Source organism: Microtetraspora sp. AC03309 (assembly GCF_020826795.1).
Taxonomy (GTDB): domain Bacteria; phylum Actinomycetota; class Actinomycetes; order Streptosporangiales; family Streptosporangiaceae; genus Microtetraspora; species Microtetraspora glauca.
The window spans coordinates 92,349-108,659 of record NZ_JADDIL010000026.1 but is presented as its reverse complement, the minus strand read 5'-3'; the positions used below and the strand labels follow the sequence as shown (position 1 = coordinate 108,659).

The following is a 16,311-nucleotide window of genomic DNA, read 5'->3' as shown; positions in this document are numbered from 1 at the left end:
GGCCCGGCACCCCACCCCGGCCCGGCACTCGACCCCGTTCACGGGCCGTTCGAGCAGGTGGCGTCGGGGTCGGCGCTGCCGGGCGGCCCCGCGCTGGTGGCCGCCGCACGTGGCGGTGACGAGCGGGCGGCCGCGGAGCTCGACCGCTACGCCGTACGACTCGCCCGTGGCGTGGCGGCACTCGCCAGCGTGATCGATCCTGATGTGATCCTGATCGGCGGCGGGCTGGCGGACGCGATGGACGTCCTCGGACCGCTGCTGGACCGCCATGTCGCCCGCTTCGCCTCTCCTGACGGCGGCCGGGTTCCCGTGCGCGCGGCGGAGCTCGGCTCACGCGCGGGGGTCGTGGGCGCGCTCCTCACCGCCCGATTGGAGACGGAATGATCGTGAAGGCTCTGGATTCCACCTCGGGAGTCCCGCTCTACCTGCAGGTCGAGCGGAGCCTGCAGCAGCGGATCGACGAGGGCGAGTGGCTGGCCGGAGAGCGGCTGCCCACCGAGGAGGAACTCGGCAAGGCGTACGGCGTCAGCAGAGTCACGGTCCGGCAGGCGCTCGCCCGGCTGGTGGACCGCGGCGCGCTCGTACGCGAGCAGGGCCGGGGCACGTTCGTCCGCGACATGAGCCTGACCGCCGGGGCCCGGGGGGTCACCTCCTTCACCGCCGAGCTGGCCGATCTCGGTCACACGTCGGGCGGCCGGGTCCTGGAACAGAGCGTCGTCACCGCGGAGGAGGCCGGGCTGCCGCCTGAGATGCCGTCGCCTCCGGACGCGGCGGTACTGCGCCTGCGGCGGCTCAGGACCGACGGCTCGCGTCCGGTCGGGGTGCAGACCGCCCTGCTCCCCCTCGAACGGTTCCCCGGCATCGCCGAACTCGACTTCACGGACAGGTCGCTCTACCAGGTACTCAGGGAGACCTACGGGCTGGTCCCGCGCGAGGCGATCGAGACCTTCACAGTCGGCGGAGTGCTGGACGAGGACGCCTCCACCCTGGGCGTGGCTCCCGGCGCCCACGCCTTCTACGTCGAGCGGCTGACCTTCGACGTCCACGGCCCCTTCGAATACGTCCGCAGCGTCATGCGTGGCGATCGTTACCGCGTACGGCTGGCGCTGCGCAACCCGTGACCACATCCAGTGATCCGATCCGTGACTCCACCCATGAAAGGAAGCACCGTGAACTACACCCGAACCCTGATCGACATCCTTGACCGGCTCGTCTCGACCCAGGATGAGGCGTTGAACACGGTGGCCGCGCGCTGCGCGGACACCATCCAGAACGACGGACTGATCCACCTCTACGGCAGCGGCCACTCCGTGATCCCGACCATGGACGCCTTCCCGCGTTACGGCAGCTTCGCGGGCATCCACCCGCTGACGGACCCCCGGCTGATGTGGCACAACGTGCTCGGCCCCGGCGGTGTGCGCGAGTTGCTGTGGCTGGAGCGCACCGAGGGATACGTCCAGCAGTACCTGGACCACGAGCCGCTCGCGGCCGGTGACGTCATGGTGGTGTACTCCCACGGCGGGCGGAACGCCGCCCCCGTCGAGGCGGCCATGTACGCGGCCAAGCGTGGGCTGTTCACGGTCGCGGTGACCTCGGTCGCCAACCTGGAGCGCCCGGCCGAGCACTCCTCCGGGCAGCGGATCGCCGAGATCTGCGACATCACCGTCGACACCGGCGTTCCCGTGCAGGACGCGGTCGTCGAGGTGGACGGCTGGGACCGCCCGGTCGGCGGCGCGTCCACGGTCGTGGCCTGCGTCGTGAGCCACGAGATCGTGACCCGCACGGCGGCCGTCCTGGCGAGCCGGGGTGTGGTCGTGCCGACGTTCGTCTCGCCGACGGTTCCCGGCGCCACGGTCGCGTCGAACGACGAGGTGTTCGCCGACCACCGCCGCCGTATCCACGCCGCCGAGGGCCGTTCCCTCTAGAAGTCCCTCCAGAAGTCCCTCCGGAGGTCCCTCTGGACGGTCACCCGCGAGGCCGGGTCGAGACCTCGCCGCCGGTCCCCTGTACGGATCGGCGGCGAGCCCTCACGGGCTGATCGCGAGAAAGAGGAACGCGGCGAACAGCACCAGGTGGACCCCGGCCTGGAGCAGGGTCGCCCGCCCGGGGACGACCGTGAGGGTCGCCACCGCGACTGTGAGGGCCAGCAGCACGATCTGCATGGGCCCGAGGCCGAGCAGCAGGTGCCCGCCCAGCCAGATCGACGCGACGGCGATGGTCGGGATGGTCAGCCCGATGCTCGCCATGGCGGAGCCGAACCCGAGGTTGAGGCTGATCTGCACCCGATCCCTCTGGGCGGCCCGCACGGCGGCGATCGTCTCCGGCAGCAGCACCAGCAACGCGATGACGACGCCCACCACGGACTGCGGCAGCCCGACCGCCCGGACCGCCGTCTCGATGGCGGGCGACTCGACCTTCGCCAGCCCGACGACGGCGACCAGCGCCACCAGCAGCAGGCTGAGGCTCCCCGCGGTCATCCGGGGCGACGGCGGCTCGGCGTGCTCGTCGACGGCGATGACCTCCCCCTCCGTCGTGATCGGCAGGAACGCCTGACGGTGCCGGATCGTCTGGGTGACCACGAACAGCACGTACAACGCGAGCGAGGCGACGGCGGCGAAGGCCAGCTGCGGCGGTGAGAAGGCCGGCCCCGGTGCGGTCGTGGTGAAGGTGGGCAGCACCAGGCACATCGTGGCGAGGGTCGCGACGGTGGCCAGCGCGCCACCGGTTCCGACGGCGTTGAACACGGCCACCCTGCGCCGCAGCGTGGCGACGAGCAGGGACAGACCCACGATGCCGTTACATGTGATCATCACCGCCGCGAAGACGGTGTCGCGGGCCAGCGACGACGTCTCCCCTCCGGCGGACAGCATCATGCTGACGATCAGCGCCACCTCGATGACCGTCACCGCCACCGCGAGGACGAGCGACCCGAACGGCTCGCCCACCCGGTGCGCGACCACCTCCGCGTGATGGACGGCGGACAGCACGGCCCCGGCCAGCAGGCAGGCGACGACGACCACGACGAAGGGCGCCAGGACGCGCCCCCACGCGAGCCCCAGCGTCAGGACCGCGAGCACGGGAACGACGTAGCTCAGGGCGTCGGTCCAGTTGACGTCGCGCAGGCGGCTCATACTCTCCCACCAGCTCGGTCCAGCGCGAAGGCCGCTCGCGTGCGGCCGCGTCGCTGCGTGACTTCCGCCGGCGGCGCCGGGTGGGCGGCGGGCGGGACTCTCAGGCTCTCGGTGCCCTGTCCCGCCCGAGGCAAACACGGAGCGAACCGCCCATGCGGGGCTACTCGTCCTCGGAGGTCTTCGTGGTCTCGGGGTGATCGAGCACGAGGTCGTACGTCGTGGGGAAGAGTTGCCGGAACGCGGTGTCCACTCCCTTGGCGCCGGTCTCCAGCACGATCTTGCCTTCGCGGGTCACGTCCCTGACCCGGTCGACGGTGTACTCGTGGGCGTCCTGTGCGGGCTCGCGCACCACGGTCTCGGGCGGCTGTCCGCTCTCCGGTCCCTCTGGCACGGTGACCTCCAACCATCGCATGGGTTCTCCCTACGATTCTTCCTCCGGCCGCGCCCCCGTGCCAGGGCGGATTCACCCGGCGCCGGCGCCCGTCGGCCCGGTGATCCGGGCGGCCACGACGACCAGCGTGAGCGTGCTGAGGGGGATGGCGGGGAAGAGAGAGGGGGCGACGGCGATGAGCGTGGTCCCGCAGGCGGCGCCGCCGGTGAGGGCGGCCAGCATGGCCATGCCGCGCAGGTCGAAGCGCGTGCCGTCCCGCGGCGTGAGCAGGGCGGCGACGACCCCGGTCAGGGTCCCGGTCAGGTACGTCGTGGACAGGGCGGCGTGCCCGCCGAGGCCGCGCATCGCCGCGCTCTGCATGCCCATGGCCAGCGCCGAGAGCGCGAGCAGGACGTGCTCGGCGAAGATCGCGGGGTTCCCTCCGGTCATCTCCCAGCCGACGCTGAAGCACGCGATGACGACCAGTTCGACCGCCAGGGTCGTGGTGACCCTGTCCGGCCAGATCGGTTCGTCCGGCCGGGGGCGGCCCGCGATGCGCGTGCCGAGCGCGGTGCCCATGATGTATCCCGCGAACGCGACCGCCGTGTGGAGCGCCATGCTGAGCGTCGTGCTGCTGATGGCGTATCCGGCCAGGACCAGGTTCCCGGTCATCACGCTGCTGAAGACCCCGCCGAGCCGGATGTAGGCCGCCGCGTCCACCGCTCCCGTACCGAAGGTGAGGATGACGGCGAACAGGGTGAGCCGCGGCATGGTCATGCCCGCGTTCCTACCTGGCGGATCACGTCATGTCACGGACGGTGACCGTGTCGGGCACGGCCACCGCGACGGACGCGGTCAGGTGGCCGACGTCTCCTTGACCGCCGCCGGCCGCCTGCCGTACGCGTGCTTGATCAGGGCGATCAGCACTTCCTTGCCGGACTCGCGCCTGCGCGCGTCGCACAGCAGCACCGGGACCTCGGGCCCGAGGTTCAGCGCGAGCTTCACCTCGTCCAGGTCGTACTGCGGCGAGCCGTCGAAGCAGTTGACCGCCACCACGAACGGCGTGCCGCGGCGCTCGAAGTAGTCCACGGAGGGGAAGCAGTCCGCGAGCCTGCGGGTGTCCGCCAGCACCACCGCGCCGAGGGCGCCGCGGGCCAGCTCGTCCCAGACGAACCAGAACCGCTCCTGTCCCGGAGTGCCGAACAGGTAGAGCATGAACTCGTCGCCGATGGTGATGCGGCCGAAGTCCATCGCCACGGTGGTGGTGTTCTTGGCCTCCACGCCGGACAGGTCGTCGACGCCCACGCTGCGGTCGGTGAGGGTCTCCTCCGTGCGCAACGGCCGGATCTCCGACACCGCGCCCACCATGGTGGTCTTGCCGACCCCGAAACCACCCGCGACCAGCAGTTTGATCGCCTTGGGCAGCTTCGGCGCGTCAGAGCGCCCGGAGGCCATCGAGCACCGCCCTGTAAGTTCTCTCGTCCAGCACGTCCGTCTCCGGTTGGGGTTGCTGCACGGCGACGAAACCCTTTTCGAGCAGGTCACCGAGGAGCACGCGTACGATCCCGGCGGGCAGGTCCATGTGCGCGGCGATCTCCGCCACGGACAGGGGCCGCCGGCACAGCCTGGCGATGACGAGGTGCTCCGGGTCGAGGCCGACCTCCGCTCCGGTGGTGGAGCGGATGGTCACCGCGATGGTCACGAGGTCGAACTTGCCCCTCGCGTCGGTGCGGCCGCGCGTCATCACGTACGGGCGCACGGTCGGCTCGTCGAGCAGCCATTCCTCGTTGAATTCTCCGGGACTTCGCTCCATGTTCATCGCGGTGCTTCACTCCTGGCAGCAGGTTCGGCGGTTCGCGCGGGAGAGGTCAGATACTGTCCGACCCGGACGACGAGCATGGCCATCTCGTACGCCACGAGACCGACGTCGGCGTCCTGCGAGCACAGCACGGCGAGGCAGGCGCCGGGACCGGCCACGCTGACGATCAGGTAGGCCGACTTCATCTCGATGATGGTCTGGCGTACCGTGCCGCCGCCGAACCGCTCGCTGGCGCCGCGGGCGAGGCTCTGGACCCCGGCGGCCACCGCGGACAGGTGTTCGGCGTCGTCGACGCTCAGCCCCTCCGACGACGCCATCAGCAATCCGTCCGTGGACAGGACGATGCCGTGTTCGGCTTCTCTCACCCGCCCGACCAGGTCGTCAAGCAACCAGGCCAGGTCGGCGGAAGCGCTGGTCTTCTGCGTCACCGGTAGATCTCCTTATGGCGGGGTGAACGGCGGGTGGGCGGCGGGGTCACGCCGACGGCCGATCGTCGAAGGGGCCCGTGTCGTCGCCGGCCAGCTTGGACGCCTCGGACCTGCCGCGCCGGGTTCCGCTCTGGAACGAGCCCATGATCTTGCGGATCTCCTCGGGGGAACGATCGTCGTCGTCGTTCTCCCCGCCCGCGGCGACCGGGGAGTCGTCACGGAGCGCCGGGGCGATGCTCGCCTGGGGGACGCGGAACGGCAGGCCGGACGGCGTGTAGGACGGCTCGGACGGCGATCCCGCGGGCGGGCCGGGCGGCAGATCCTGGGACGGTCCCTGCGGCTCGTGTGAGTACGGCGCCGACGCCGGATCCGGCCGCGGTCCCGGGAGGGGGCCGGTGACCGTCCCCGGAGCGGGGGAAGCGGTGGAAGCGGTGGAGTCGTGGATCGTGCGCACCGCCTGGACGGAGGGCTCGCGCCCGCCCACCAGCGCGATGCGCGAAACGGGGAACGGGGGTCCCTGCGCCTCGTCACGCGCCGCGCGGCCGTCGTTGACGAGTTGCTCGGCGGACACGGGCTCGGACGGGCTCTGCGGGTTGGCTCCGTCGCCCATCAACTCGTGCGGAAGCAAGGCGATCGCTGTCGTCCCTCCGTACGGCGAGCTCTTCAGCACCACCCGGATGCCGTGCCGCTCGGCCAGCTTGCTGACCACAAACAGGCCGAGGCGGGCCGTGCTCGACAGGTTGAACTCGGGCGGATCGGCGATCCGCTCGTTGGTCACCGCCAGGTCCTCCTCGGACATGCCGAGGCCGCGGTCCTCGATCTCGATGGCGTACCCGTTGGCGACGAGCTGCCCGCTCACCTGGACCATCGTGTACGGCGGGGAGAACGAGACGGCGTTCTCGATCAGCTCGGCGAGCAGGTGGATGACGTCGCCGACCGCGCGTCCGGTCAGTTCGACGTCTCCCATGGGGAGCACGGTGACCCGGGTGTAGTCCTCGACCTCGGCGAGCGCGCCGCGTACGACGTCGACCATCGGGACCGCGCGGCGCCACGCGCGGGCGGGGGACGCGCCGGAGAGGACGATGAGGTTCTCGGCGTTGCGCCGCATTCGCGTGGCCAGGTGGTCGACGCGGAACAGGTCCCTCAGCTCGGCCTCGTCGTTCTCGCGCCGCTCCATGACGTCGAGCAGGGTGAGCTGCCTGTGGACCAGAGACTGCGTACGGCGGGCGAGGCTGAGCAGGATGTCGCGGATGCTCTGCCGCAGCTCGGCCTCTTCGACCGCGGTCCGGATCGCGGTCTCCTGGACGGTGTTGAACGCCTGGCCCACCTGGCCGATGACGTCGCCGCCGAACTGGAGGGGCGGCGCCTCCAGGGCGACGTCCACCTTCTCGCCGTGACCGAGCCTGGACACGACGCTGGGAAGCCGCTCGTGGGCGAGTTCGAGCGCCGCGTCGCGGAGCTTCTCCAGCTGCTGGACCAGGGCACGGGCCGTGGTGATCGACAGGATGATCGACGCGACGACGGCGAAGAGACCGAGGAGTCCGGCGAGGACCAGGCGGAGGACGACGCCGATGGCCATCGGCATCGCGCGTTCGACGAGCCGGTCACCACCGTCGAGGATCACCTTCTGGATGTTCGTGAGGGCGGGCTCGGCCACCGCGCGCCACTGCGCGTCGCTGATGGTCAGCGGGCGCTCCACCTGCCTGCCCTGGATCAGCAGGTCTTCCAGGTTGCGCATGGCGGCCACCGCGCGGCTCTTGGTCCACGCCTCATAGGCGGCGCGGTCCTCGTCGCGGAGGCCGCTCGCGGTGTGATCGAAGATGTAACGCTGTGCGCCGACGAGGGTCACGAACCGGGCGTGATCCGCCTCGGTGAACCGTCCCGCCGCGAAGACTCCGGCGAGCAGCGCGTCCTCGCGGGCGAGCATCTCCCGGCCCTGGGTCATCGTGCCGAGAAGGCGCCCGTCCTTCGCGATGTCCTCGTCGTCGAGTGACGCCACCGACTCGTACATCTCGGCGAAGGAGTCCGCGACCTCGTTGTACGCCGACTCGGCCTGCTCACGGCCGAGCCGTCCCGCGTCGATGGACTTGCGCGTGGCGCCCAAGCCGTCGAGCTGCAGGAAGGTGGCCTGGATGCGCTCCTGCAGCGCATCGCTCGCGGCGAACTTGACACTGCCGCTGTCGGCGGAGCGCTTGAACTCCGCCCGGGCCTTGTCAGTGCGGGCCCGCTGGTCCTGCAGCTCCTGGCGGGAGTACGCCGTGGAGTTGCCGAGCCGGGCGACGGAGAGCCGCCGCTCGCGCTGCAACTCGAGCAGCAGGGGCTCGCTCGGCTCGGCCACGCTGCCGTCGATCGTGGTCGCGCCGAGCAGGTTCACACCCTCCCGCAGCGTCACCCAGGCGGCGAACGCCCACAGCGCGGTGAGCGACACGAGCAAGGCCGTGACCTTGGTCCTTACACGCGAATTGCGGAAGCGCATAGATACCCGTCCAGCAATGTCAGAGAATCCCGCGGCACGTTTCCCGGCAATTAACGAGTGCCACCTATTGATGCCGCGACAGCGGCACGGCATAATTGCCGCGCCGCACCCGGGGTACCTTAGCAAAAGGCATTAAATCCCCTCAAGGCGACTATGCATTTACCGACTCAATGTCCGAATATATTTGCATTTGTCACCCGTGAGCGGGTCGTCAAGATCATAACTGTCCGTACCACTCCATAACAACCGGATCGGTCCTGGCGAGGTGCAGCGCCGCCAGGACGGCCGCGCGCACGATGGCCACTGGCAGGTAGAGATCCTTGTCGTGCCAGAGCGGCGGGTCCTCCGCCTGACCCGCGGGTTCCAGCAGGAAGGCGTAGCCGCGGGCCGCCGCCTCGGTCACCTCGGCCCCGGTCACTCCGGCCCCGGTCGCTTTGGCCCCGGTCGCTTTGGCATCGGTCGCCTCGGCATCGCGTGCCCCCGCCGACTGGTGGTGCCGGGTGAGCAGGAGGATCTGCATGGCGTAGGCCGTCTCCTCCGCCGTTCCCTCCCACCTGCCCCAGGATCCGTCCGGTCGCTGGGTGGACAGGACCCACCGCACGGCCCGCCGTACGGCGTCCGCCCCCTCCTCACCGCCGAAGTCGGCCAGCGCGAGCGTGCAACACGCCGTCGCGTAGTACGGCGAGGCGTGCCACCGGTCATCCCAGCTCCCGTCCGGCCGCTGGTGGTCGCGCACCAGAACCGCCAGCTTCCGCACGTACGGAAGGTAACGGGCCGCGTCATCCGGGCGGGCGACCGCGTACTGGCCGAAGGCGTCGAGCACGTGGGCGTTGACGCTGACCGAAAACCCGTCCTCGCCCGGCCAGGTGCAGAAATGCGTGTCCGTCTCGAACGCCCACAGACCGGCGGGCTCGCACGGCACGCCCAGCAGCGCCAGCGCGTACAGCGCGACGGACGTCGTGTCGGCGTCGGGCGGCAGGCCCGGACCCGCCGGGGTTCCCGACGGGCCGATCGCAGCCCTGATGTCCGCGGGCATCTCCGGCGGCACGTCGAGGCGAATGCCCGCGCGGGCCAGCCAGCTGAGCACCCAGGCGCGCTCGAACACGGTGATCGGCAGCCCGACCGGCACCGGCCCGCCGTGCCGTCGCGCGACCGCCTCCAGGTGCCGCAACGAACGATCGGTGGGATCGAGCAGGCCGCGGTCACCGAGCCACGCGGCGGTGGCGGCCGGTGAGGCGCCGATGGTCCCGATCGAGGTGGGCCGGACCGCCGTCGCCCCGCTCGCCACGCCACCCGCGATCTCCAGGGCGTGCACCAGCTTCTCCGGCAGGTCGGCACCCGAGGCGACCAGCGCCCGGACCATCGCGAGCCGGTCCGTGCTCATGCCGGGCGGCATGCCGAGCCGCCGCCCGGCGGCGTCGACGGCGGCTCCGGGAGTGCGGTCCAGCGCGTCCAGATGCTCGTTGATCGCCACGACCAGGGACGGAACGATCATGTCCAGCGCCGGCATGTCCGGCAGGGCGGCCACGTCCACGGGCGTACCGGATGAGGAGGACCGCAGGTGGTCGGCCGGGGCCGGGGAGGACGCGCCACCGAGCCAGGCGGACAGCGCGCGCAACCCGCGGTCCGCCGCGCCGGCCACCTCTGCCGCCGTCTCGGGCCGGGAGCCCGTGTCGCCGCGCGACAGCGCGGACAGCAGCGCCTCGGTCGCGCTGAGGGTGGGGACCAGCCCGTACCCGTCCGGCGCGCCCCAGCTGCCGTCCGGATGCTGGGTCCGGACCAGGAAGTCGATCCGCTCGGCGTGGCCCGCCAGCCAGGGAGCCAGCGTCACCAGGCGGCCGGTCTCGTACACCGACGGGGAGACCTGTCCCCAGGGCCGGGCCATCAGCCCGGCGACCAGCTCGTCGGCGGCGGCGACGAGGGCCTCCGCGCCTTCCGGAACAACCAGATCGCCAATGCTCACATCTCGCCCCAATAGTCCGCGCCGCCGTAGAACCCCGTGTTGAACCCGACCTGGCATTCCAGATAGGCGACCGCCCGCGGGCACGCGTCCCGCAGCGATTCGAGCAGTTCTCCGGCACGGTCCGCGAGCACTGACATCCGTTCCGACACCTCGGTACGGCCGACGCCGAGCATCAGCACGTTCACATCGCCCCAGCCGACGTCCCTGCGGTAGGTGGCGAGATCGTTGAGCAGCCGGAGGTACCGCTGGACCTCCGCGCCGACCACCATGAGCTCATCGAGGAGGCCCACCGTCCGTGGATCACCGGTGAAGATCCAGTGGGAGACGTTGACGAAGGAGGACCCGGTGCCGTCGGCGTTGGCCAGATACTCCTCCAGATCCGGCAGGACCCGGCCTCCGCCAGGGCCGGACGCACCCTCCTCCTCGTCACCGGCGCTCTCGCGGGCGTCGTTCCAGCGCCATTCGCGGGCCATGGCGGTCAGCATCCGTTCGAGTTGCGCCCGCCAGATGGGGCGCGCGGTCCCGAAGGCGGACACGGACGCGAGCTCGTCCCGGATGTCGACGAGGAACCGGGTGAGCGGGGTGGCGGGCTCCGTCGTACCGTCCGCCGCCGCCAGGCAGTCACGGACGATCAGATCGACGTCCTGCGCGGACGTCGCCGTCACGTCGATCTGCCAGTCGACGGCGAAGACCCACAGCGCGGCCCGGTTGACGATCCGCAACTCGTCCACCGTCGCCCAGGGAGAACCGAACGCACCCACGAGGGACAGGGAGCCGAAGAAGCCGGGGTCGAAAGGTTTCCCTCCGAACAGGTCGTCGTAGGACTCCGCGCACCTGCGGAGGTCGCGCCCGGCCGCGGCGGCGAGCGCGGCGATCCTCCCCATGTCGGAGGCGGCCGCGAACCGTTCCGCGGACATGCTCGTACTCTTCGTCGTGCTGGAGTGGTGCCCGTGCATGATCAGGCGCGCTCGACCGGTACGAGGGTCATCTCGAAGTTCTGGTTCGGCCGCAGGGACGAGGCCAGCCGTGGCGTGACCGGCACCGACGTGTGGACGACCGGCCGGAACCTGCTCAGGATGCCCCCGACGAGAAGCAGGGCCTCCATCATGAACAGGTGCTGCCCGAGGCACTGGTGCGGCCCACCGCCGAAGGGGAAGTACGCGTACCGGTTCCGCCGCCCCTCGTTCTCCGGGGCGAACCGCTCCGGGTCGAATTCGAGCGGGCGATCCCAGAACTCCGGCAGCCGGTGCGTCAGGTAGGAGCTGATCATCACTGTCGAACCGGCCTTGATCTTGACCCCACCGATGACGTCGTCCTTCACCGCCATGCGCGGCAGGAGCCAGCCCGCCGGGTAGAGACGGAGAAGCTCGTTGATGAACATCCGGAGGTACCGCAGCTCCGGCAGGTGCGCCGGGCTGATCGGGTCGCCCCCGACCACGCGGTCGATCTCCTCGTAGACACGCGCGGCGACGTCGGGGTAGGCGTCGAGCGCCACCCACACCCACGTGAGCGCCGTCGCCGAGGTCTCCGTGGAAGCGCCGTGCATGGCGACGATGTCGTCGCGGATCTTCTTCGCGCCGATCTCACCGATCTCGTGATTCCGAGCCCGGCAGACGAACGAGACGACGTCGCGATCGTCATTGGCCCTGCTGCGGATCTCGCTGATCCGGGCGTACGCGACTTCGTTGATCGTCTTCACGGAGCGCTCGAACGCCTTGTCACCGGGCAGGGGAACCTTGCCGGGGACGAAGGGCAGGACCAGCCGGATCGCCTTGGAGGTGACGGCGGTGTCGTACGCGGGGACCAACTGGGCGATGTCATCGCGGGAGATCTTGTCGCCGAAGAAGAGCCGGACGATCGTCGGGTGCACGATCTGGGACACCGCGGTGACGACGTTGAAGCGCTCTCCGGGGCGGATCGTCTCCTCGATCTGCTCCGTGAGGATCTCCGCCATGCGTTCCGTGAGCGAGTCCACGTACTTGGCGGTGAACAGCGGCTGGAGGATCTTCCGGCTTTCCTGCCAGCCCGTCCCGTCCGAGAGGATGCCGTCACCAAGCAGGGGTTTCAACGGATCCCAGAACATGCCCTCGCGCACGTAGTTCGACCAGTTGACGCGCAGGACGTGCTGGACGTGATCGGGATGCGTCACCAGATAGGGCTTGAAGGGGCCCATGTTGAGGCGGACGAGCTCGCCGTTGGCCTGCTTTCCCGCCTCCTCGAAGGCCCGGATGGGGTCACGGGCGTACCGGGTCAGGCTGCGGTAGAAGGGCACAGTCCTCGCCTCGGGGGCAGGTGCGACGACTTCTGTTGACATTTCGACGTTCTCCCAGCAGGAATTCACGTGCGGTGCACACAACACCCGCAGCCGCCTACTGGCCGGCAAAGGACAGTCGAGGCGCCCGGAGGGCATTACGTCACCCGCCACCGTTGCGTTTGACGTGGGTCGGTATCGAATAGGCCGTTATGACGTTCCCCAGCCCCGTTCGTACCTCCGCTTTCCCTCGCCCCTACTGCCGCGCCGGCAATGCGATTCCCCCTCGCATCACTGACACCCTGCGCGCAGTATCACATGATCAACTCTCCCGAATCAAGGTCAACAAGCATGGCACTTTTGTGAGCACATGGGCGACATGCAGAGATCGCGGGGTTTTGTCCCCGTTACGTCCCTAAACAGGGGAAATCCGGATGTCATGCAGGAACAGCCCCAACGGCGGACGTTCGGCGCGACTCCGGGTCGGCCGGAGACCCAGTCGGCCATCAACCGTATATAGTCGGTTTCTGATATCAGGAGGCGACTATGGCACGCAGCGCGGACAATCCCTTGGCCGTGGCCCTGATGGGTCTGCTGATGGAGCGGCCCATGCATCCCTACGAGATGGCCGCCGTGCTACGCGAGCGCGGCAAGGACGCCAGCGTCCGGATCAACCGCGGCTCGCTGTACGACGTGGTGGCCGCATTGGAAGGACAGGGGTGGATCACGCCGAGCGCCCGGGTGCGGGAGGGGAACCGGCCGGCCCGCACCGTCTACGCGCTGACCGGGGAGGGCCGCGCCGCGTTCGTCGCGCGGCTTGACGAGCAGATCCGCAATCCCCGGCGCGAGTACCCGGTCTTCCTCACCGCCGTCGCCTACCTCGGCGCGCTGGGCCAGGAGGGGGCGGCGGAGGCGCTCCGCGAGCGGGCGGGGCGGCTCCGCGCGGCCATCGCCGACGACGAGCGGACCCTGCGGGAAGTGCTGGCGTCCGGCGGCGTGCCGCGCCTGCACGTCATCGAGGCCGAGTACGCATTGCACATGGCGCGCGCCGAGCTGGGCTGGGTGAACGCCATCGCCGACGAGGTCTCCTCCGGAACCCTGCCCTGGCCCGCCGGCGGTGAGCCGACCGGCGAGGCCGCCCCGTCCCGGCACGACGAAAGGAACCGATCATGACCTCGACCTCCGACATGCCCGACGCGCTGATCTTCGGCGTCTACCCCGGCGGGATCACCGGCGACGACACGGGAGGGCTGGCCACGGGGCCGGCGGACGATCCGGAGCGGATCCTCGACGCGCTCAGGTCGCTGCAGTCCGGTGAGCGGCCTTTCCTGGTGCGCGGCTACCTCGGATTCACCGACCCCGACGACCCTCGCACCCATGTGCGGACGCCTGAGCGGGTCGAGCGTTACGCCGGCGAGGGGCGCGCCCTGGACCTGGTCGCCCAGTTCCAGTCGCGGAGCGGCGACGTCGCCGGGTTCACCGCTTTCGTCCGGGACCTCGTCCGTCGCCACGGACACCGTGCCATGACCCTGCAGGTGACCGAGGAGCCCAATGTGGCGGGCAATCCCACGCTGGACGGCTACTACCCGAACATCCGCCGAGCCGTGGTGGAGGGCGTGCTCGCGGCAAAGGACGAGGCCCGGCGGCAGGGCTTCGACCACCTGAAGATCGGATTCAACACGACGCCGCTGTTCGGCCCGGCCGCCGGCTTCGTCGCCTCGCTCGTCGAGGAGGGCGGGCAGGCGTTCGCGGACGCTCTCGACTATGTGGGTCTGGACTTCTTCCCGGACGTCTTCATGCCCGTCTCCCCCGACCGGTTGCACGACACCGTCACGGGCCTGCTCGCGCTGCACCGCGCCGAGCGCCTCACCCCGGCGGGCATCGACCCGGCGGTGCCGCTGTACATCACCGAGAACGGCTGGCCCACCGGACCCGGGCGTACGACGGAGCAGCAGGCGTGGGTGGTGGAGACGATCATCCGGGCAGTCGACGGTTGCCGTGCCGCGGTCAACATCGGCGGCTACGTCCACTTCGCGCTGCGGGACGCCGACAGCTCCGTGCCGGGCCTGTTCCACCGATTCGGTCTCATGACCGACGACTACACGCAGAAGCCGGCCTTCGCGGCGTACCGGAAGCTGATCGCCGAGCTGGGCCGCTGACCTCGTCCCCGGTCGGCTTGACGCCCCGGACTCGGGCAGCGAAAAGGCCGGACCTCGATGGTCCGGCCTCCTCGTCGGGTGCCGCCCCGTTGCTTCGGGGCGTACTGCTGGTACCGCTGGACGCTTGGCGTCAGGCCGTCGTGGTGATCAGGACGGCGAGTCCCAGAAGGACGACGACGGGGATCAGCCACATCACGACCTCGCCGGCGAATTCCTTGTACATCGCAAAGTTCTCCCTCTGGGATACGAAACTGACGTTGCGCCAGCATATTCGGTCAGCGGCGATGCTCATAGGCGGGGGTCCCGTCCTCAGGCGCCTCTTGTGCGTCCGGTCTTCGGGGTTCCGGGGCTCGGCGCGCCCGCGTACCGGGGCGCGAGGACCATGAAATGGACGAGGTGCGTCGAGGAGGCCGGGACCCGGCAGATCAGACACGAGTCAGACACGAGGTCGAGAGGCGCGGCCTGAGCACGTCCGATGAAACGTACACACCACCACGTAGGGAAGCCGCAGGTCGGTCGCCTGCGACGGGAGCGGGCCCTGGGCGGATCCGCGCAGGTTTCCTACCATCGCGCCCGACCGACGACGGGAGTTCGCGATGCCGAAGACGCCGAAGAAGAGTGCCCTGCTGACAGCCCTCGTCCTGCTGATCGGGTTTTTGATCGCCGGGCCCGCCGAGGCGGCCACGGTCCGGATCATGCCGCTGGGTGACTCGATCACCGGATCCCCCGGCTGCTGGAGATCGATCCTGTGGAACCGATTGCAGAACAGCGGCTACACATCGATCGACTTCGTCGGCACGCTCGGCCCCCAGGGGTGCTCGCTGCCGTACGACGGGGACAACGAGGGCCACGGTGGCGCCCTCGTCACGAACGTCGCCGACCAGAACCAGCTTCCCGGCTGGCTCTCCGCGACCCAGCCGGACATCGTGCTGATGCATTTCGGCACGAACGACGTCTGGAACAACCGCCCCACCGACACGATCCTCGCCGCGTACAGCAAGCTCGTGGATCAGATGCGGGCGAGCAACCCGAACATGAAGATCCTCGTCGCGAAGATCATTCCGATGAACCCGAGCACCTGCTCGGAATGCGGCGCCCGAGCCGTCGCGCTGAACAACGCGATCCCCGGCTGGGCGGCGGGGAAGACGACCACGCAGTCCCCCATCGTCGTGGTGGACCAGTGGACCGGGTTCAGCACGAGCGCCGACACTTATGACGGCGTACATCCCAACAGTTCGGGCGACCAGAAGATGAGCGACCGCTGGTACCCGGCGCTGGCCGCCCTGCTCTCCGGCACCACCCCGAGCCCGAGCCCCAGCCCGAGCGCCAGCCCCACGGTGACGCCGACGGGCAGTGGGGGCTGCGCGGCGACCTACACGATCACGAACCAGTGGACAGGCGGCTTCCAGGGCGACGTCACGGTGAAGAACTCCGGATCCGCCGCGATCAACGGATGGACCGTGAAGTGGACGTTCACCGGCGGTCAGCAGATCACCCAGAGCTGGAACGGCACGGTCACCCAGAGCGGAGCGGACGTGACCGCCAAGAACGTGAGCTGGAACGGCTCCCTGGCACCGAACGCCACCGCGTCGTTCGGCTTCCTCGGCTCCTGGAGCGGCGGCAACAGCGTGCCCACCGTCACCTGCACCGTCGGCTGACGTCGGTCAGCGCCCCCGGCCCGTACGGCGGAACACCCCGCCGTACGGGCCCGTCG

Annotated in this window: 16 protein-coding genes; 6 read left to right on the top strand and 10 right to left on the bottom strand. The window is 70.0% G+C overall.

Annotated features, from left to right (window positions below; translation table 11 throughout):
* The 3 genes from IMZ11_RS17775 to IMZ11_RS17765 form a co-directional block, all read left to right on the top strand.
* A partial coding sequence (locus tag IMZ11_RS17775) for an ROK family protein (RefSeq protein WP_228642776.1) occupies positions 1 to 384 on the top strand: 384 nt, incomplete at its 5' end.
* A 2-nt stretch (positions 385 to 386) separates the two neighbouring features.
* A complete protein-coding gene (locus tag IMZ11_RS17770; protein WP_228642774.1) occupies positions 387 to 1,121 on the top strand; it encodes a GntR family transcriptional regulator in 735 nt (244 codons plus the stop codon).
* A gap of 48 nt (positions 1,122 to 1,169) precedes the next feature.
* Positions 1,170 to 1,925 (top strand): SIS domain-containing protein, encoded by a 756-nt coding sequence (locus IMZ11_RS17765; RefSeq protein WP_308066806.1) that lies wholly within the window; start codon positions 1,170 to 1,172, stop codon positions 1,923 to 1,925.
* A 102-nt stretch (positions 1,926 to 2,027) separates the two neighbouring features.
* Here IMZ11_RS17765 and IMZ11_RS17760 read toward each other — a convergent pair whose 3' ends face one another.
* From IMZ11_RS17760 to IMZ11_RS17715, 10 genes are all read right to left on the bottom strand, one after another.
* Positions 2,028 to 3,131 carry a calcium:proton antiporter gene (locus tag IMZ11_RS17760; RefSeq protein WP_228642770.1) on the bottom strand — a complete coding sequence of 368 codons (1,104 nt, stop codon included), beginning with the start codon at positions 3,129 to 3,131 and terminating at the stop codon, positions 2,028 to 2,030.
* Between the two features lie 160 nt (positions 3,132 to 3,291).
* Positions 3,292 to 3,543, bottom strand: coding sequence for a hypothetical protein (locus IMZ11_RS17755; protein ID WP_228642768.1), 252 nt, complete (start codon positions 3,541 to 3,543; stop codon positions 3,292 to 3,294).
* 51 nt (positions 3,544 to 3,594) lie between these two features.
* The gene (locus IMZ11_RS17750; RefSeq protein WP_228642766.1) at positions 3,595 to 4,278 is read right to left on the bottom strand and encodes a YoaK family protein; all 684 of its coding nucleotides are present in this window, start codon (positions 4,276 to 4,278) and stop codon (positions 3,595 to 3,597) included.
* Between the two features lie 78 nt (positions 4,279 to 4,356).
* On the bottom strand, positions 4,357 to 4,956 hold the full coding sequence (locus tag IMZ11_RS17745) for an ATP/GTP-binding protein (protein WP_228642764.1): 600 nt from the start codon (positions 4,954 to 4,956) through the stop codon (positions 4,357 to 4,359).
* Positions 4,937 to 5,320, bottom strand: coding sequence for a DUF742 domain-containing protein (locus IMZ11_RS17740; protein ID WP_228642762.1), 384 nt, complete (start codon positions 5,318 to 5,320; stop codon positions 4,937 to 4,939). The genes IMZ11_RS17745 and IMZ11_RS17740 overlap by 20 nt, the downstream gene beginning before the upstream one ends.
* Positions 5,317 to 5,748: a roadblock/LC7 domain-containing protein gene (locus IMZ11_RS17735; protein ID WP_061260888.1), complete on the bottom strand. Its 432-nt coding sequence runs from the start codon at positions 5,746 to 5,748 to the stop codon at positions 5,317 to 5,319. Before IMZ11_RS17735 ends, IMZ11_RS17740 begins: the two co-directional genes overlap by 4 nt.
* A 46-nt stretch (positions 5,749 to 5,794) precedes the next feature.
* On the bottom strand, positions 5,795 to 8,176 hold the full coding sequence (locus IMZ11_RS17730) for a sensor histidine kinase (protein ID WP_228642790.1): 2,382 nt from the start codon (positions 8,174 to 8,176) through the stop codon (positions 5,795 to 5,797).
* 265 nt (positions 8,177 to 8,441) lie between these two features.
* Positions 8,442 to 10,187 carry a prenyltransferase/squalene oxidase repeat-containing protein gene (locus IMZ11_RS17725; protein WP_228642760.1) on the bottom strand — a complete coding sequence of 582 codons (1,746 nt, stop codon included), beginning with the start codon at positions 10,185 to 10,187 and terminating at the stop codon, positions 8,442 to 8,444.
* Positions 10,184 to 11,104, bottom strand: coding sequence for a terpene synthase family protein (locus tag IMZ11_RS17720; RefSeq protein ID WP_228642758.1), 921 nt, complete (start codon positions 11,102 to 11,104; stop codon positions 10,184 to 10,186). The genes IMZ11_RS17725 and IMZ11_RS17720 overlap by 4 nt, the downstream gene beginning before the upstream one ends.
* 41 nt (positions 11,105 to 11,145) lie before the next feature.
* A complete protein-coding gene (locus IMZ11_RS17715) occupies positions 11,146 to 12,501 on the bottom strand; it encodes a cytochrome P450 (RefSeq protein WP_228642756.1) in 1,356 nt (451 codons plus the stop codon).
* Between the two features lie 483 nt (positions 12,502 to 12,984).
* Here IMZ11_RS17715 and IMZ11_RS17710 point away from each other — a divergent pair, with 483 nt between their 5' ends.
* The 3 genes from IMZ11_RS17710 (at position 12,985) to IMZ11_RS17700 (ending at position 16,255) form a co-directional block, all read left to right on the top strand.
* Positions 12,985 to 13,611 (top strand): PadR family transcriptional regulator, encoded by a 627-nt coding sequence (locus IMZ11_RS17710; protein WP_228642754.1) that lies wholly within the window; start codon positions 12,985 to 12,987, stop codon positions 13,609 to 13,611.
* Positions 13,608 to 14,597 (top strand): hypothetical protein, encoded by a 990-nt coding sequence (locus IMZ11_RS17705; RefSeq protein WP_228642752.1) that lies wholly within the window; start codon positions 13,608 to 13,610, stop codon positions 14,595 to 14,597. The genes IMZ11_RS17710 and IMZ11_RS17705 overlap by 4 nt, the downstream gene beginning before the upstream one ends.
* A gap of 596 nt (positions 14,598 to 15,193) precedes the next feature.
* Positions 15,194 to 16,255: a cellulose binding domain-containing protein gene (locus tag IMZ11_RS17700; protein WP_228642750.1), complete on the top strand. Its 1,062-nt coding sequence runs from the start codon at positions 15,194 to 15,196 to the stop codon at positions 16,253 to 16,255.
* Positions 16,256 to 16,311: the final 56 nt, after the last annotated feature.

Excerpts from the sequence above, each read along its gene's own strand:
- IMZ11_RS17760 (WP_228642770.1), bottom strand. The coding sequence starts at position 3,131 with ATGAGCCGCCTGCGCGACGTCAACTGGACCGACGCCCTGAGCTACGTC.
- IMZ11_RS17755 (WP_228642768.1), bottom strand. The coding sequence starts at position 3,543 with ATGCGATGGTTGGAGGTCACCGTGCCAGAGGGACCGGAGAGCGGACAG.
- IMZ11_RS17750 (WP_228642766.1), bottom strand. The coding sequence starts at position 4,278 with ATGACCATGCCGCGGCTCACCCTGTTCGCCGTCATCCTCACCTTCGGT.
- IMZ11_RS17745 (WP_228642764.1), bottom strand. The coding sequence starts at position 4,956 with ATGGCCTCCGGGCGCTCTGACGCGCCGAAGCTGCCCAAGGCGATCAAA.
- IMZ11_RS17740 (WP_228642762.1), bottom strand. The coding sequence starts at position 5,320 with ATGAACATGGAGCGAAGTCCCGGAGAATTCAACGAGGAATGGCTGCTC.
- IMZ11_RS17720 (WP_228642758.1), bottom strand. The coding sequence starts at position 11,104 with ATGTCCGCGGAACGGTTCGCGGCCGCCTCCGACATGGGGAGGATCGCC.
- IMZ11_RS17715 (WP_228642756.1), bottom strand. The coding sequence starts at position 12,501 with ATGTCAACAGAAGTCGTCGCACCTGCCCCCGAGGCGAGGACTGTGCCC.
- IMZ11_RS17710 (WP_228642754.1), top strand. The coding sequence starts at position 12,985 with ATGGCACGCAGCGCGGACAATCCCTTGGCCGTGGCCCTGATGGGTCTG.
- IMZ11_RS17705 (WP_228642752.1), top strand. The coding sequence starts at position 13,608 with ATGACCTCGACCTCCGACATGCCCGACGCGCTGATCTTCGGCGTCTAC.
- IMZ11_RS17700 (WP_228642750.1), top strand. The coding sequence starts at position 15,194 with ATGCCGAAGACGCCGAAGAAGAGTGCCCTGCTGACAGCCCTCGTCCTG.